This window comes from Pseudomonas sp. TWR1-1-4, from assembly GCF_049897165.1.
In the GTDB taxonomy this organism is placed as follows: Bacteria; Pseudomonadota; Gammaproteobacteria; order Pseudomonadales; family Pseudomonadaceae; genus Aquipseudomonas; species Aquipseudomonas canadensis.
Genome location: NZ_JAFCVS010000005.1, coordinates 611,736 through 628,948, shown reverse-complemented (window position 1 = coordinate 628,948; position 17,213 = coordinate 611,736). Strand labels below are relative to the sequence as shown.

Annotated in this window: 10 protein-coding genes; 8 read left to right on the top strand and 2 right to left on the bottom strand. The window is 60.9% G+C overall.

Going from position 1 to position 17,213, the window contains the following annotated elements; genetic code table 11:
• The first annotated feature begins 9 nt into the window (after positions 1-9).
• The 8 genes from atpA (at position 10) to ACP7C6_RS18625 (ending at position 9,063) form a co-directional block, all read left to right on the top strand.
• Entirely contained in the window at positions 10-1,554 is a 1,545-nt protein-coding gene (gene atpA, locus ACP7C6_RS18660) for a F0F1 ATP synthase subunit alpha (protein WP_010207686.1), read from the top strand.
• A 50-nt stretch (positions 1,555-1,604) separates the two neighbouring features.
• Entirely contained in the window at positions 1,605-2,465 is an 861-nt protein-coding gene (atpG, locus tag ACP7C6_RS18655; RefSeq protein WP_028618578.1) for a F0F1 ATP synthase subunit gamma, read from the top strand.
• 27 nt (positions 2,466-2,492) lie between these two features.
• The gene (gene atpD, locus ACP7C6_RS18650; RefSeq protein ID WP_010207684.1) at positions 2,493-3,869 is read left to right on the top strand and encodes a F0F1 ATP synthase subunit beta; all 1,377 of its coding nucleotides are present in this window, start codon (positions 2,493-2,495) and stop codon (positions 3,867-3,869) included.
• Positions 3,870-3,913: 44 nt separating this feature from the next.
• A complete protein-coding gene (locus tag ACP7C6_RS18645; protein WP_003177061.1) occupies positions 3,914-4,330 on the top strand; it encodes a F0F1 ATP synthase subunit epsilon in 417 nt (138 codons plus the stop codon).
• A 123-nt stretch (positions 4,331-4,453) separates the two neighbouring features.
• Positions 4,454-5,821, top strand: coding sequence for a bifunctional UDP-N-acetylglucosamine diphosphorylase/glucosamine-1-phosphate N-acetyltransferase GlmU (gene glmU / locus ACP7C6_RS18640; RefSeq protein ID WP_028618577.1), 1,368 nt, complete (start codon positions 4,454-4,456; stop codon positions 5,819-5,821).
• Positions 5,822-6,014: 193 nt separating this feature from the next.
• Complete coding sequence (locus ACP7C6_RS18635) at positions 6,015-6,782, top strand: DeoR/GlpR family DNA-binding transcription regulator (RefSeq protein WP_028618576.1); 768 nt, start codon at positions 6,015-6,017, stop codon at positions 6,780-6,782.
• 10 nt (positions 6,783-6,792) lie between these two features.
• Complete coding sequence (gene glmS / locus ACP7C6_RS18630) at positions 6,793-8,625, top strand: glutamine--fructose-6-phosphate transaminase (isomerizing) (protein WP_028618575.1); 1,833 nt, start codon at positions 6,793-6,795, stop codon at positions 8,623-8,625.
• Positions 8,626-8,685: 60 nt separating this feature from the next.
• Positions 8,686-9,063 (top strand): hypothetical protein, encoded by a 378-nt coding sequence (locus ACP7C6_RS18625; RefSeq protein ID WP_426109088.1) that lies wholly within the window; start codon positions 8,686-8,688, stop codon positions 9,061-9,063.
• On the opposite strand, the gene pbpC is transcribed toward ACP7C6_RS18625, so the two are convergent.
• Entirely contained in the window at positions 9,060-11,360 is a 2,301-nt protein-coding gene (pbpC, locus tag ACP7C6_RS18620; RefSeq protein WP_426109087.1) for a penicillin-binding protein 1C, read from the bottom strand. The genes ACP7C6_RS18625 and pbpC overlap by 4 nt on opposite strands.
• A complete protein-coding gene (locus ACP7C6_RS18615) occupies positions 11,341-17,139 on the bottom strand; it encodes an MG2 domain-containing protein (RefSeq protein ID WP_426109086.1) in 5,799 nt (1,932 codons plus the stop codon). Before ACP7C6_RS18615 ends, pbpC begins: the two co-directional genes overlap by 20 nt.
• Between the last annotated feature and the right edge of the window lie 74 nt (positions 17,140-17,213).

The window sequence follows — 17,213 nt, the reverse complement described above, 5'->3', positions numbered from 1 at the left end:
AGCAGAGCAATGCAGCAACTCAATCCTTCCGAAATAAGTGAAATTATCAAGGGCCGCATCGACAAGCTCGATGTGACCTCCCAAGCCCGTAACGAAGGCACTGTCGTCAGCGTATCTGACGGTATCGTGCGGATTCACGGTCTGGCCGACGTAATGTCCGGCGAGATGATCGAGTTTCCGGGCGGCGTCTTCGGTATGGCCCTCAACCTGGAGCAGGACTCCGTAGGTGCCGTTATCCTGGGTGCTTACCAGTCTCTGGCCGAAGGCATGAGCGCCAAGTGCACCGGCCGCATCCTGGAGGTTCCGGTTGGTAAGGAACTGCTGGGTCGCGTAGTCGACGCACTGGGTAACCCTGTTGACGGCAAAGGTCCACTGGGCAACACCGAGACCGACGCGGTCGAGAAAGTTGCTCCAGGCGTGATCTGGCGTAAGTCGGTAGACCAGCCTGTACAGACTGGCTACAAGGCTGTCGATGCCATGATCCCTGTCGGCCGTGGCCAGCGTGAGCTGATCATCGGTGACCGTCAGATCGGTAAAACCGCTCTGGCGATCGACGCGATCATCAACCAGAAAGACAGCGGCATTTTCTGCGTCTACGTAGCCATCGGTCAGAAGCAATCGACCATCGCCAACGTGGTTCGCAAGCTGGAAGAGAACGGCGCACTGAAAAACACGATCATCGTGGCTGCCAGTGCTTCGGAATCGCCTGCACTGCAATACCTGGCACCGTATGCCGGTTGCACCATGGGTGAATTCTTCCGCGACCGCGGTGAAGACGCGCTGATCGTTTATGACGATCTGTCCAAGCAAGCAGTGGCTTACCGCCAGATTTCCCTGCTGCTGCGCCGTCCACCAGGCCGTGAAGCTTACCCAGGCGACGTGTTCTATCTCCACTCCCGTCTGCTGGAGCGCGCATCCCGCGTTTCGGAAGAGTACGTAGAGAAGTTCACCAACGGCGCAGTGACCGGCAAAACCGGTTCCCTGACCGCACTGCCGATCATCGAAACCCAGGCTGGCGACGTTTCCGCGTTCGTTCCGACCAACGTGATTTCCATCACTGACGGTCAGATCTTCCTGGAATCGGCCATGTTCAACTCGGGCATCCGCCCTGCAGTGAACGCCGGTGTTTCGGTATCCCGTGTGGGTGGTGCCGCTCAGACCAAGATCATCAAGAAGCTCTCCGGTGGTATCCGTACCGCTCTGGCTCAGTACCGTGAACTGGCGGCATTCGCCCAGTTCGCTTCTGACCTGGACGAAGCGACCCGTAAGCAACTTGAGCATGGTCAGCGCGTTACCGAGCTGATGAAGCAGAAGCAATACGCCCCAATGTCGATCGCTGACATGGCGTTGTCGCTGTATGCCGCTGAGCGTGGGTTCCTGACTGACGTCGAAATCGCCAAGGTCGGCAGCTTTGAACAAGCGCTGATTGCTTACTTCAACCGCGATCACGCCGACTTGTTGGCCAAGATCAACGTGAAGGGTGACTTCAATGACGAAATCGACGCTGGCCTCAAAGCCGGTATCGAGAAGTTCAAGGCCACCCAAACCTGGTAAGCCGCAGCGGGAGCCGCAAGGCTCCCGCTTGCTAACCTGATAGGTGTTACATGGCAGGCGCAAAAGAGATTCGCAGTAAGATTGCGAGCATCAAAAGCACGCAAAAGATTACCAGCGCCATGGAAAAAGTGGCGGTCAGCAAAATGCGCAAGGCACAAATGCGCATGGCTGCTAGCCGTCCTTATGCGGAGCGTATCCGCCAGGTAATTGGGCATCTGGCCAACGCCAACCCGGAATACCGCCACCCATTCATGATCGAGCGCGAAGTTAAGCGTGTGGGTTATGTGGTTGTGAGCAGTGACCGTGGTTTGTGCGGTGGTTTGAATACCAACCTGTTCAAGGCCCTGGTCAAGGACATGGCGGTAAACCGCGAAAACGGCGTCGAGATTGATCTGTGTGTAGTTGGTAGCAAGGGTGCGGCCTTTTTCCGCAACTTCGGCGGCAACGTCGTAGCAGCTATCAGCCACCTGGGTGAAGAGCCGTCGATCAACGATTTGATCGGCAGTGTGAAGGTGATGCTGGATGCATACCTGGAAGGCCGGATTGACCGCCTCTCCGTGGTATCCAACAAGTTCATCAACACCATGACCCAGCAGCCAACCGTGGAGCAATTGATTCCACTGGTGGCGACTCCGGATCAGGAACTCAAGCACCACTGGGACTACCTCTACGAACCAGACGCCAAAGAGCTGCTTGACGGCTTGATGGTGCGCTACGTGGAGTCGCAGGTGTACCAGGCGGTGGTCGAGAACAACGCAGCTGAACAAGCGGCGCGGATGATCGCGATGAAAAACGCTACCGATAACGCCGGTGATCTGATCAGCGATTTGCAGCTGATCTACAACAAGGCGCGTCAGGCTGCGATCACCCAAGAGATCTCGGAAATCGTCGGCGGCGCTGCCGCGGTTTAACGGTTCAAATATTCAGAGGATCCAGCTATGAGTAGCGGACGTATCGTTCAAATCATCGGCGCCGTTATCGACGTGGAATTTCCACGCGACAGCGTACCGAGCATCTACAACGCGCTGAAAGTACAAGGCGCGGACACTACCCTGGAAGTTCAGCAGCAGCTGGGCGACGGCGTAGTTCGTACCATTGCGATGGGTTCCACCGAAGGCTTGAAGCGCGGTCTGGACGTTGTCGACTCTGGCGCAGCCATCTCCGTACCGGTCGGTAAAGCGACCCTGGGCCGGATCATGGACGTACTGGGCAACCCGATTGACGAAGCTGGTCCGATCGACACCGAAGAGCGTTGGGGCATTCACCGTCCAGCACCTTCGTTCGCGGAACAAGCTGGCGGCAACGACCTGCTGGAAACCGGCATCAAGGTTATCGACCTGGTTTGCCCGTTCGCCAAAGGCGGTAAAGTCGGTCTGTTCGGTGGTGCCGGTGTAGGCAAGACCGTAAACATGATGGAACTGATCCGTAACATCGCCATCGAGCACAGCGGTTATTCCGTGTTCGCCGGTGTGGGTGAGCGTACCCGTGAGGGTAACGACTTCTACCACGAGATGAAGGACTCCAACGTTCTGGACAAAGTGGCACTGGTTTACGGTCAGATGAACGAGCCGCCGGGTAACCGTCTGCGCGTAGCACTGACCGGCCTGACCATGGCCGAGAAGTTCCGTGACGAAGGTAACGACGTTCTGCTGTTCGTCGACAACATCTATCGTTACACCCTGGCCGGTACTGAAGTATCCGCACTGCTGGGCCGTATGCCTTCCGCAGTAGGTTACCAGCCGACCCTGGCTGAAGAGATGGGCGTTCTGCAAGAACGTATCACTTCGACCAAGGAAGGTTCGATCACTTCGATCCAAGCGGTATACGTACCTGCGGATGACTTGACCGACCCGTCGCCAGCGACCACCTTCGCCCACTTGGACGCCACCGTCGTTCTGTCCCGTGACATCGCTTCCCTGGGTATCTACCCAGCGGTCGATCCACTCGACTCGACATCGCGCCAGCTGGACCCGAACGTGATCGGCCAGGAGCACTACGACACCGCTCGCGGCGTTCAGTACGTGCTGCAGCGTTACAAAGAACTGAAGGACATCATTGCGATCCTGGGTATGGACGAGCTGTCGGAAGCCGACAAGCAGTTGGTAAACCGTGCTCGTAAGATCCAGCGTTTCTTGTCGCAGCCGTTCTTCGTGGCTGAAGTCTTCACCGGTGCATCGGGTAAATACGTTTCCCTGAAAGACACCATTGCTGGCTTCAAAGGCATCCTCAACGGTGACTACGACCACCTGCCAGAACAAGCGTTCTACATGGTCGGCGGCATCGAAGAAGCGATCGAGAAAGCCAAGAAACTGTAATCCAGGCGCCCGGAAACGGGCGCTCATCAGGTTGAGGCAATCAGATGGCTATGACAGTCCATTGCGATATCGTCAGCGCGGAAGGGGAAATCTTCTCCGGTCTGGTAGAGATGGTGATTGCACACGGCGAACTCGGTGACCTTGGTATTGCCATGGGTCACGCGCCGTTGATCACCAGCTTGAAGCCAGGTCCGATCACTCTGACCAAGCAAGGCGGGGAAAAAGAGGTGTTTTACATCTCTGGTGGTTTCCTCGAGGTTCAGCCGAACATGGTCAAGGTTCTTGCCGACACCGTGCAACGTGCTGGCGACCTGGATGAAGCCTCCGCTCAGGAAGCCGTCAAGGCTGCTGAGAAGGCCCTGAACGAAAAGGGTGCGGACTTCGACTACAGCGCTGCTGCTGTACGTCTGGCCGAGGCTGCAGCTCAGCTGCGCACGCTCCAGCAGATCCGCAAGAAGTAACCGGCCACGCCGTCATGCTTCATGCGCGATTGATTAAAAAGGGTAGCCTCGGCTACCCTTTTTCTTTTTCAGCAGAACACTTCTTTGGTCTGAAGCCGGACCGCCCAGGATTGGTAGCCACTCATGTCTCTTGAAATCGTCATTCTCGCCGCAGGCCAGGGCACCCGCATGCGTTCGGCCCTGCCCAAGGTGCTGCACCCGGTTGCCGGCAATTCCATGCTGGGCCATGTTATCCACAGCGCCCGGCAACTCGATCCGCAACGCATTCATGTAGTGATCGGCCATGGCGCCGATGTGGTACGTGAGCGCCTCGCCGCGGACGATCTGAATTTCGTATTGCAAGACAAACAACTGGGCACCGGCCATGCCACCGCCCAAGCCGTGCCGTTCATCACCGCCGACACTGTGCTGATCCTCTACGGCGACGTACCGCTGATCGAAGTCCAAACCCTGCAACGCCTGCTCAAGCACGTCGTGCCTGGCCAGATGGGCCTGCTGACGGTTGAACTGGATGATCCCACCGGTTACGGGCGCATCGTGCGTAACGCCGATGGCAAGGTTGCCGCTATTGTCGAGCACAAAGATGCCAGCGAAGCCCAGCGCGCCATTACCGAGGGCAACACCGGGATCCTGGCGGTCCCCGCCGATAAGCTCGGCGACTGGATGAGCCGCCTGTCCAATAACAACGCCCAGGGCGAGTACTACCTCACCGACGTCATCGAGATGGCAGTAAGCGATGGCCTGCTGGTCGCCACCGAGCAGCCCCACGACCCGATGGAAGTGCAGGGCGCCAACGACCGCAAGCAACTCGCCGAACTGGAACGTCACTACCAATTGCGCGAAGGCCGTCGCCTGATGGCCCAAGGCGTGACCTTGCGTGACCCGGCACGCTTCGATGTACGCGGTGAAGTGACCGTCGGCCGCGATGTGCTGATCGACATCAACGTGATCCTCGAAGGCCGCGTGATCATCGAGGACGACGTGGTGATTGGCCCTAACTGCGTGATCAAGGACAGTACCCTGCGCAAAGGCGTGGTGGTCAAGGCCAACAGTCACTTGGACGGTGCGGTGATGGGGGAGGGCAGCGATGCGGGTCCGTTTGCGCGACTGCGCCCCGGAACCGTCATGGGCGCCAGGGCGCACGTGGGCAATTTCGTCGAGCTGAAAAACGCCAAAATGGGTGACGATGCGAAGGCCGGCCACTTGGCCTACCTCGGTGATGCGGTGATTGGGGCTCGCAGCAACATTGGCGCTGGTGCCATTACCTGTAATTACGACGGCGCAAACAAGTACCAGACTACCATTGGTGAAGACGTATTTATCGGCTCCAACAACTCGCTGATCGCCCCCGTTTCTATCGGAGATGGCTCGAACACCGCAGCGGGCTCAACCATCAACCAGGATGTGGATAAGTCTCAACTGGCGGTAGCCCGCGCCCGCCAACGCAACATCGACGGCTGGAAGCGTCCGGTCAAAATCAAAAAGACCTGACTTATCCACAACCCGCACAACCTGTAGGAGCCGGATTGCCGGCGATAACGCCCGAATGTTCACCGCTGAACACACCGACGCTATCGCCGGCAAGCCGGCTCCTACAGGTTTTTTTGTGTGTCCCGCTTGACGATCTTTCGGCAATAGGTTTTGATTGCCTTCGTTATCTTTCGAAACGAAACTTATCGTCACCATGTCGAAACGAAATACTCCCCAACGGCGCCACAACATCCTGACCTTGCTCAATGAACAGGGCGAAGTCAGCGTGGACGAATTGGCCAAGCGTTTCGAGACGTCGGAAGTTACGATCCGTAAGGACCTGGCCGCACTCGAAAGCAACGGCCTGCTGCTGCGTCGCTACGGGGGCGCCATCACCATGCCCCAGGAGTTGGTGGGCGACGCTGCCCAGCCCATCTCGGTGTACAAGCGCGCCATCGCCCGTGCCGCCGTGATGCGCCTGCGTGAACACGCTCGCATCATCATCGACAGTGGCAGCACCACCGCCGCCATGATCCCCGAACTGGGCCACCAGCCAGGCCTGGTGGTGATGACCAACTCCCTGCACGTGGCCCGCGCCTTGAGCGAACTGGAACACGAGCCGGTGCTGTTGATGACCGGCGGCACCTGGGATCCGCATTCGGACTCGTTCCAGGGCCAGGTTGCCGAGCAGGTGCTGCGTTCTTACGACTTCGATCAACTGTTCATCGGTGCCGACGGCATCGACTTGGAACGCGGCACCACCACCTTCAACGAATTGCTGGGCCTGAGCCGCGTCATGGCCGAGGTCGCCCGTGAAGTGGTGGTGATGGTCGAATCCGACAAGATCGGCCGCAAGATTCCCAACCTGGAACTGCCCTGGAGCAGCGTCCATACCCTTATCACCGATGATCGCCTGCCGCTTGAGGCCCGCGACCAGATCCAAGCCCGCGGCATTACGCTGATATGCGCGGCAATCATCTAGGAGAAACATCATGTGTGGCATCGTAGGCGCAGTCGCTGAACGCAACATCACCCCGATCCTGCTCGAAGGCCTCAAGCGCCTGGAATACCGCGGCTATGACAGCGCTGGTGTGGCGGTCTTCACCAACGCCGGCAAGCTGGAGCGCATGCGCCGTCCGGGCAAGGTCAGCGAGTTGGAGCAGGCCCTGGCCGGCGAGCCGCTGGTTGGCCGCCTGGGTATTGCCCACACCCGTTGGGCGACTCACGGTGCGCCCTGCGAACGCAACGCCCACCCGCACTTTTCGGGCGACCTGGCCGTGGTGCACAACGGCATTATCGAAAACCACGAAGTGCTGCGTGAACAACTCAAGGGTCTGGGCTACGTGTTCACTTCGGACACCGACACTGAAGTCATCGCCCACCTGCTCAACCATAAACTCAAGGACCTGGGCGACCTGACCGTTGCCCTCAAGGCCACTGTCAAAGAGCTTCACGGCGCCTACGGCCTAGCCGTGGTCAGTGCCAGCCAACCGGACCGCGTAGTCGCTGCTCGCAGTGGCAGCCCGCTGGTGATCGGCCTGGGCCTGGGCGAAAACTTCCTCGCCTCAGACCAACTGGCCCTGCGCCAGGTCACCGACCGCTTCATGTACCTGGAAGAAGGCGATATTGCTGACATCCGTCGTGAAAGCGTGGCGATCTGGGACGTTAACGGTCAATCCGTCGAGCGCGAAGCCGTGCAATACCGCGACGGCGCCGAAGCGGCCGACAAAGGTGAATACCGCCACTTCATGCTCAAGGAAATCCACGAGCAGCCAGCGGTGGTGCAACGCACCCTGGAAGGTCGCCTGAGCCAGAACCAAGTGCTGGTCAATGCCTTCGGCCCACAAGCCGCCGAGCTGTTCGCCCGAGTACGCAACGTGCAGATCGTTGCCTGTGGCACCAGCTACCACGCTGGCATGGTTGCGCGTTACTGGCTGGAAGAACTGGCCGGCATCCCGTGCCAGGTCGAAGTCGCCAGCGAATTCCGCTACCGCAAGGTGGTGGTGCAGCCCGACACCCTGTTCGTGACCATCTCCCAGTCCGGCGAAACCGCCGACACCCTGGCCGCCCTGCGCAATGCCAAGGAGCTGGGCTTCCTGGCCAGCCTGGCGATCTGCAACGTCAGCATCAGCTCCCTGGTGCGTGAGTCCGACCTGACCCTGCTGACCCAGGCCGGTCGTGAAATTGGCGTGGCGTCCACCAAAGCCTTCACCACCCAGCTGGTGGGTCTGTTGCTGCTGACCCTGTCCCTGGGTCAAGTGCGCGGCACCCTGGCCGAAGGCGTTGAAGCCACGCTGGTCGAAGAATTGCGCCGCCTGCCGACCCGTCTGGGCGAAGCCCTGGCCATGGACAGCACCGTGGAAAAAGTCGCCGAGCTGTTCGCCGACAAGAACCACACCCTGTTCCTCGGCCGTGGCGCGCAATACCCGGTGGCGATGGAGGGTTCGCTCAAGCTCAAGGAAATCTCATACATCCACGCCGAAGCCTACCCGGCCGGTGAACTCAAGCATGGCCCATTGGCCCTGGTGGATGACGACATGCCGGTGGTTACCGTGGCGCCGAACAACGAACTGCTGGAGAAGCTCAAGTCCAACCTGCAGGAAGTCCGCGCCCGTGGCGGCCAACTGGTGGTGTTCGCCGACGAAAAAGCCGGCATGACCAACGGTGAAGGCACCCACGTCATCAACATGCCGCACATCAACGACACCCTGTCGCCGATCCTCTACACCATCCCGCTGCAGTTGCTCTCGTACTACGTCGCCGTGCTCAAGGGTACTGACGTCGACCAGCCGCGTAACCTGGCGAAGTCGGTGACCGTGGAGTAATCCGCCACACCCTGGAGGCCCGCCCGGGTCTCCAGGCTCCCGCGAAAGGACGCGCCCTCAATGCAAACCCCCTCCCAGCTTCACCAACGCTTGAACAACCGTCGCTTCACCGTCGCCAACAATGCCCAGGGGCTTTCCGGCTCGGGCACGGTGTTTCATTACCTTGTCGAGGGTGATGCCATCTCCAGCACTTACCAAGGCGGGCGCATTCGCCTGGGCACGCAAGTGGGACGAGTGACAGGCCCAGACACTATCGAATTGCTGTTTCAGTGCCTGACCTTGGACGGTGAGCTGCTGTCCGGTTGGTCGCGTGGCACGGTCGGTTTGGATGCTGTCGGGTTTACCACGCTGAGCTTTGTATGGGGTTGGTTGTCGGGGGCGACGGGAGGCGGGGAGTCAATCTACGTTGAGCTTGCTGAGTGCGACAACCACTCCTAAGGCACAAACTCCACCCGCAACCCCCGGCTCGCACTGCGCCCCTGATCATCACTGACCCGCAACCGATACTCCCCCGACTTGCCCGGCCGCCAATTCAACGTGGTTTGCGGTGGCCCCTGGCCGATCAGGGTTTGATCGGCAAACCAGTACAGCGTCGTTGCATCGCTGGCGGCGTTGGCATTCAGCGGGATGCTTTCCTGGGGCTGGGACAGGCGCAGTTGATAGCTCACCTGGGTCAGTGGCGAGCGGATCTGCGGGGCTTCGCTCTGGTCGCTGAGGCGGTTGGGCTGGCAGTTTTTCATCACGGTTGGCGGGGTACGTCGCGGCAGGCCGGCGGCGCGGTACAGGCGTTGCACGTCGCTGGGCCAGAATTCGAAGACTTCTTCGCGGGTGTATTGCGCGTCAAACGGCGGGCAGGCGGCCTTGCCGGTGCGGGTATCGATCAGCACCGGGCGGTGCAGGTTCGACACGCGAATCGGCGATACGCCGGGGATGTACCAGGTCTTGCGGGTTTGCGGGCACCAGCGGTTGGGCAACTCGCCGGACGCGGCGCAGACAGCAATGCGTACTAATCCGGCGGGCGGTTTGTCGGCTTTGATCACCACGTTGGGCAAGGCCAAAGGCAGGGCGTCGGCGATGCGGAAGAACAACGGCGCGGCGGTCTTGGCCCCGATGAAGGCTGGGTTTGGACGACCATCGAAGTTGCCCACCCACACCACCAGCACGTAGGGGCCGACCAGTCCTGCACTCCACGCATCGTGAAAACCCCAGGAGGTGCCGGTTTTCCAGGCGGTGCGCCAGTGACGTCCAGGCAGGCCATCCGGGCGTGGGTTACGACGCAGCATGTCGCGCACCATGAACGCTGCCTGGGGCGTCAGCAGTTGGGCGCCGGTGGTCTGGGGCTGTTCCTGCAAATAGCGCAACGGCCGCAGATGCCCATCACCAGCCAGCATCACATACAGCCGCGCCAGCTCTTCCGGGGTCATTTCACCCCCACCGAGGGCCAGGGCCAGGCCGTAATGGCTTTCGTCTCGCAGGTCTTTGATCCCGGCGCGTTGCAACAGTCCATACAAAGAGGGTGACTTGACCTGGCTGGCGAGCCACACCGCCGGGATGTTGCGACTACGGATCAGCGCATCCCCCGCTGTCAGTGGCCCGACAAAACTGCCGTCGAAATTTTCCGGTTGGAAGTAGCCGAAGTTACTCGGCAGGTCCTTGAGGATGCTCATGGGGTGGATCACCCCTTGGTCCAGCGCCAGCCCATACAGGAACGGCTTGAGTGTCGACCCGGGCGAGCGCCGCGACAGCACGCCATTGACCTGGCCGTGAAGGCTTGTGGATAAGTAATCCGCCGACCCGACCAATGCCTTGACGCTCTGGTCGCGGCTGTCGATCAAGATCGCCGTGGCGTTTTCCACACCCGTGGTGCGCCGTTCGGCGATGAAGCCGGTAATCAGGCGTTCAAGCAATTGTTGCAGCGGCAGGTTGAGGGTGCTGTTCAGCTCAGTGCCGGGCTGGGATGCCAGCAGTTGTTCACTCAAATGCGGCGCAAGGAACGGAATGTGCTGACGGTCGCGTGCTTCGAGGGGCAACTCCAGCAAACTGTCGTTACGCGGGTCCTGTGGATAAGTCTCGCGCCAGTCGTTCATCAAGCGCAGCCGGGCGTTTTGCAGCGACGGCCCGAAGCGCGCCCGCCGCCCTGGCTGTTGCGGGATCACCGCCAGCGCCAGGGCTTCGGACAATGACAGCTGCGCCGCCGACTTGCCGAAGTAGATACGGCTGGCCGCTTCGGCACCTTCGATATTGCCCCCCATGGGCGCCAGGTTCAGATAGGCCTCAAGGATGTCGTGCTTGCTGTAGCGCGCCTCCAGCCACAGTGCCAAGGCCATCTGTTGCAACTTGCCCGGCACCTGGCGGGTGTTCAAGTCCCACAGGCGCCGTGCCAATTGCATGCTCAAGGTCGAGCCGCCCTGGCGCTGGCCACCGCTGTAGGTGGCCATGGCCGCGCGAAGCAACGCCGGGGGATTGATCCCCGGGTGCCAGTAGAAATTGCGGTCTTCCTTGAGCAGCAAGGCTTCGACCAATGAATGAGAAATCCGCTCCAACGGTAGCCAAAAACGGTATTGCCCGTCATCCGCCAAGGTCATGCGCAGCAGCGCGCCGTCATCGGCCAACACCACCCGCGATGAGGTCACGGTCTTTTCCAGCGGAGCATGGGGCCACACCCGCAGCCCCACCAGGACCACCGCCGCTGCGAACAGCGGCAGTGTCAGGCGCTTAAGGCTTGGTAATTTCAAGCTGGCCTACTTTGCCGCGCCCTTGCAGGGTGGTTTCGTACATGCCCTCGGCGTAGGCCGGTGGCGTATTGAAGGTGCCCGCGTTGGTAGCGCGCACGCGGTAGACGAAAGTGCCTACATCGCGCAGCGCGGTACCGTACAGCACCACTCGATCATCGCGCACATCGACGTACTCCGGCTGCCAGTTGCTCAGCTCGGTTTCGCCGATGGGGGCTTGCCAGCTTTCTTCTTCCTGGCTGTCCTCTTCCACGTACTCGGACTCTTCGCCTTCCTCGCTGCTCGCGGCTTCTGGCTCCGGTGGCAAGTTATACACAGGCTCGACGCCACCCGGCAGCAGGTCGACCACGGCCACTTGCTGCACCTGGTCACGGTCGGTCGCGCGCAGACGCAGGCGCACCAGGAACTCATCGCCTACCGCGACCTTGCTCACCGGCTCGCCCTTGAGGTCGAGGTATTCGTGGATGATCTCCAGGCCATTGGTGATCGGCTTGAGCTTGGCGCCCTTGTCGAAACCGGCTTCGCTGAGCATGAAGAACGCCGCCGGGCCGTCGGATTTTTCCATCACCAGCTTCTGCGTAGCGCCCGGCACGGCGGCGAGTGGTGGTTGGCCGGCCATCTCCAGCAATTGCTGCTGCTTGTCCCCCAGCCAGGCGGTGGCCTTGAGCGTCATGTCGCTTTGCGCACGCTGGCCGTAGTTGTCCAAGGCGCGCAACAGCAGGGCGGCCGACAGCGAGTTGTAACGCTGCTCGTTGAGGCGCTTACCGAGTTTATCCAGCAGCGCTGTAGGCACATCGTCCATCAGCTCTGGGAAATGTCGGGCCAGCAGGTGCAGGTGTTCGGCGTCGTGCACCAGCGGGTCGTAGTACAAACCGTCGCTGTCCCACTTATCCACAAGCGAACGCCAGGGGATTTTGCGGAACAGTGTGTCAGCCTGGCGATCCTGCTTGAGCAGCTTGTAGCTGGCCGCCAGGTAAGCGGCGCCCAGGTCATTCTGCCAGGTGTCCTTGAAGTAGCTCTCGTAGCGTTCGCGGATATCGCTCAACGCACCGCTCACTAGAATCCCCTGACGGCTCAGCAGGTAACTGGCGTAGGCCCGGTTGCGCAATTCCGACAGGCCTTCGCTAGGGCCATTGGCCAGATCCGTCAGGTACGCATTCGAGCGCACCAACAGGTCTTCCGGCACCGGCAAGCCGCGCTCCTTGGCTTCGATCAAGAAGTCGGTGGCGTACAGGCTGGCATACGGTGCCACGTCCGGGTTTGCTGCCCACAAACCAAAGCCGCCGGCCTGGTTCTGGCGCTGGCGCAGCATGCGCACCGCACTGCCGAAGGCCTGTTCGGCTTCAGGTGCGTTGCCGCCCCAGATCAACGCCGGCATGGCCTTGGACACCAGTTGCTCGGTGCAGGCGTAGCCGTAGTCGTCCAGGTAATGCTTGAGGCCGTTGGCCCATACCAGTGGCGAGGCCGCCACACCCAACTGTACGTCGCGCAGTTGGCTGAACAGCTCGCGGGTCGGCTTGAGCTCTTTGCTGGCGCTCTCAAAGCGACCCAGGCTCAGGGCGACGCGATGTTCGCTCAGTGGGCGGATCGAAGTGGTTTCGGCCACCTGGATACGTTTGCCGTCCGGCAGCACTGCGACAAAACGCAGGTCCGCCGACCCCAGGGTTTCACCGACCTTGATCTTGAACTCGGCGGTGCCTTCCTTGCGCGGTTGCAGGGACAAGGTGCTGCCCTTGTCGCCCTGTACCTTCAGGCCATCGCTGGTCTGCAGTTCAAACTTCACCTCTGCCGCCGCGTCGAGGTTGCTGAACACCCCGGCGCTGACGTTGAACACATCCCCCGGCGCCACAAACGCCGGCACGTTTGGCGTGATCACGATCGGACCGCGGACTTCGGTATTGGCTTCGCTGACGCCCACGCTGTCGCTGTCCACCGCCACTGCAAACAGGTGAAGCTTGCCGTTGAAGCTGTCCGGCACCTGGTAATGCAGCACGGTTTCGCCAGCTGGCAGGTCGACCAGTCCAGACCACCAAGCCACGGGCGGCTGGTGTTTACGCTTGAACGGGTTGAGGTGATTGGCCAGGGCGCCTTCCGTATCGCCACCGGGCGCTGCCCCACTGAGCAGACGGCTGAATTCCGGCAGGATCAGGTCAAGGATCTGACTGGTGCCGACTTCCAGCGCACGTTTCTGGAAGAAAAAGCCCAGCGGGTCCGGCGTCTGGTAGCGCGCCACTTGCAGGATGCCTTCGTCCACCGCGTACACCACCGCGCGGCCTGGGCGGTCGGCGTTGACCTTGATGTCGAGCATCTGCCCCGGCTCGATCTTCGCCGGGCCTTCAACCGCCAGCGCCATGCGCCGCGCATCCAGGTTGATGCTGAAGGGCACCACGCCATAGGACAGAGGGCTCATGTACACCTCGGCCGAACCCATATCGCGCACAAACTGCACGTTGACGTAGGCATTGCCTTCAAGCCCATCAGGCACGCGGATATGTTGCACGCTGTTGGTGCTGTCGGCCTTGAACCATTGCTGGGTGTAGACCTTGTCCCGCTCGATGGTGATCAAGCCGGCGCCGGTATACGGCGCGCGGATGCTGATGGCGATTTCATCACCGGTGGCGTAGCTGCGTTTATCCAGGCGCAGTTGCAACTCGGCATTGCGTTCCAGGGAGCGCGAAGTGTTGCCACGCCCGGCCACGCTGTAGTCGATCTGGTTGAGCAGATTGCCGTTGGCGTCCTTGAGTTGCACGGTGAAATCGCCCGGTGTGCCGGTGTTCAAGGCCTGCTTGGCGCCCTCCTTGGTCATCAGCAGCGGTGAGGCCGGCTGGCTGATGTTCTTGATGCGCGACTCGTACTTGTAGGTGCCGTTGGATTGTTTCACCAGCACCGACACATAACGGTGCTCGACCACCTCTGTAGTCAGGCCGTCCACCGCCTGGGGCGAAAGGTCCGGCGCGACGGCCAGCCATTGCACTTGGCGCGGCGCATCCTTGGCGACGTACGACAGCGAGTCCTGACTTTTCACACCCACAAGGTAGGGTGCGGACGACACCAGCAAGGCACTTTGCGCCGCCACATTGCGCCCGCCTTCGGCTTCGAACACCTGGCTCATCACCTGCAGGCGATAGGTGCTGTTGGCGAAGCGTTGCAGGTTGAGGTCGAGCACGGCCTGGCCGTTATCGTCGACGGTGGTTTCGGCCAGGTCTTCAGTGGTGGCGTCTTCCAGGGAGTCGTTGAGACGGAAACGGTAATCCGGGTAACGATCAAACGCAGCGAGTGTTGGGCTCAGGGACATTTTGGCGGTCACACGACGGCCGGACGCCGGGGCGCCAAACAGATGCATCGCGGTGACCTTGGCGACCACCTGATCCGGTGGGATCCAGCCCTGCACCGGCGTGTCGTGCAGGCTCAGGCTGACCTTCATGCGGTCCGGTTCGAAGTCACGGACCTTGAAGCTCACGCTGCCCAGGTCGGTGCGGGTCTGCTTCTGGCCGATCAACTGCAAGGTCGCGGTGTATTCCCCGGCGGGGGCGACTTCGCTGCTGGGGAAATCAAAACTTTCAAAACCGCTGGCGGACAGCTTCAACGGTTGGCGAATCACTTCCAGGCCACGGGGGTCGGTGATTTGCAGTTCCACCGGCAGGCCCAGCAGGGCGCCTTTCCAGTTGCCGCTGCGCACGATCATGCCCAAGTGCGCGGTTTCGCCCGGACGGTACAGGCCGCGGTCGGTAAACAGGTAGGCGCTGAGGCGATCAATCGCACCGTCTTCTTCCAAACCGCCTACATCGAAGCGCGACAGATCCAGTTGCTGGGACTGACGGGCGATCGGCAAAAATGACTGGTCATTGCCGCGAGTGACGACATACATCAGCGGCGTTTTCTCACGGCGCAACTCATCCAGCTTGGCGAAGTGCGCGTGACCTTCGGCGTCGGTGCGGCCACTGCTCACCGGCAGACCGTTACGCCCAATGATGTCGACTTGTGCATCGGACACCGGCGAACCATTGCCGATGGACTGCACATACACGTCATGGCTGCCATCGCTGGAGCGCTTGGCGATGATGCCCAGGTCCGTCACCACGATAAAACGCAGGTCGCTGGTGCTGCTGCGGTCGTACTCGAAGGTGCGCTGGGCCGGATCATCCTGCGGGCTCAGCTTGAGCACGAAAATGCCGCGCCGCCCGCCGTTAGCGGTGAGGTAGTGGCTGAGATCCACGTTGTCGTAGACGGTTTTCGCCGGGTCATTGGATGACAGCGGGATATCCAGCGATTGACGCTCGACCATGCGATCGAAGTATTCGTTGCCGAAGTTCGGCCGGGCAAAGCTGCCGCTGCTTTGGTCCACCAGGTGTTGCAATTGGTTGGGCAGCAGGCGAGCGATTTCCACATGGGCGCCAGGCACACCGCGGGCCATGAAGCCCAGGCGTTTTTCGCCGTTGAGGCTGAGCAAAGCGCCGTCAGACAGGAACTGCAGGGTGCGTGGGTAAGCCGGCATGCTGATCAGCGACGGCGTAGGATTCTTCGCCAGGTAGCCGCCGATGGCTTCTAGGTTGGCAGGTACGCGCACATACACGGCCCGACCGGCCGGGGCCTTGAATTTGAAGGCATGCAGGGTGTTCAGCGGCTCGACGCTGGGCACGTGGGTCAGGTTGAGCTTGGTGCTGCGGGCGAGCAGGGCGTCGTCGATCTCGTTGCTGCTGTAGGGGCGCGTGTCGTCCTGGGCTTTTTCCGGTAACAGCCAGGCCTGGACCTTGCCGGCGATGGTTTCGTCAGCCACGGCGCTGGAGCTGCTGAACATCAGCACGGGTTCCGGCTCACCACGTTCGTTGTCGACAAAACTCACTTCGGCGCCGGTAAAGGTCAGGCGATAGCGCCCGGGCACGGTGACTTCCGACACCAGCGGCGCGGTGCTGGCGTTGCCACCATCGCGGGCCTTGATGCCTTCGTCGAGCTTGGCGCTGACTGGCGTGCTTTCCAGTGGCGTGGCCAGGGCGGCGGAGCGCACGTAGGCGTTGAGTTTTTTCTCGTCGAAGGTGATTTCCGGGCGGTTGGGCAACTGGGCGTCGCGATAAGCCAGGCCTTTGCCGAGGGTTACCGTGACGCGCTTGCGTAGGTTGTCTTCATCCACCGGGTGGGAAAAATGGAAGGTCGCCACCAACTGTTTCAGTGTCGGGTTGGACGGGTCCTGATACAGCTCGTTTTGCGCCAGGGTGGCGCGGAACGGTTGGGTGGAAAACTGCGTGCTGTATTGGTCCAGCAACACGCCATCCGCCAACAGGTTTTTCTTCGCCATATCCAAGGTGTAATGGGCGTCGATGGGCCAGTCTTTTTCCGGCACGAACAACAGGCTGCGGTCATCCGCCCAGCGCCAGGTGCCCGCCACCGCAGGTTTGAGGGTGATGCCTTCGGTGACCGGTTTGCCGATGGCCGACAACGGAGCCACGGATTCACCGAAACGCACCTGCAAGTTATCCACAACCGGGGTTTGCTGGGTGTAGTCGGTGAGGTTGGGTTTATGCAGCGAGTAGCTCACGGTATGCGGCTGTGGCAGGTTGGAATACCAGTGCCAGCCGTAGAAACCAGCGGCGGCCAGCAACACCAGGCCCACTAAGCCGGCACCGGTTTGACGCGGATAAGCGCGCGCCTTGCTGCCCAGGTTCGCCAGTCCACGGCCGGTGGCGCGCAGCCAGAACGGCGGATGCCATTGGCCAAAGATGGCCCCCACCACAGTCAATAACGCACCGACAATACGGCGGCTGATCGCTTTGAACGAATCGAACATGGTGAGCATCCCTGGCTAAGTGCGGCGTATCTTACACGCGTCTTTGATACAAAAGATGACGCCGATACGCCGCA

Coding starts and splice junctions, on each gene's coding strand:
- atpA (WP_010207686.1), top strand. CDS start 10: ATGCAGCAACTCAATCCTTCCGAAATAAGTGAAATTATCAAGGGCCGC.
- atpG (WP_028618578.1), top strand. CDS start 1,605: ATGGCAGGCGCAAAAGAGATTCGCAGTAAGATTGCGAGCATCAAAAGC.
- atpD (WP_010207684.1), top strand. CDS start 2,493: ATGAGTAGCGGACGTATCGTTCAAATCATCGGCGCCGTTATCGACGTG.
- ACP7C6_RS18645 (WP_003177061.1), top strand. CDS start 3,914: ATGGCTATGACAGTCCATTGCGATATCGTCAGCGCGGAAGGGGAAATC.
- glmU (WP_028618577.1), top strand. CDS start 4,454: ATGTCTCTTGAAATCGTCATTCTCGCCGCAGGCCAGGGCACCCGCATG.
- ACP7C6_RS18635 (WP_028618576.1), top strand. CDS start 6,015: ATGTCGAAACGAAATACTCCCCAACGGCGCCACAACATCCTGACCTTG.
- glmS (WP_028618575.1), top strand. CDS start 6,793: ATGTGTGGCATCGTAGGCGCAGTCGCTGAACGCAACATCACCCCGATC.
- ACP7C6_RS18625 (WP_426109088.1), top strand. CDS start 8,686: ATGCAAACCCCCTCCCAGCTTCACCAACGCTTGAACAACCGTCGCTTC.
- ACP7C6_RS18615 (WP_426109086.1), bottom strand. CDS start 17,139: ATGTTCGATTCGTTCAAAGCGATCAGCCGCCGTATTGTCGGTGCGTTA.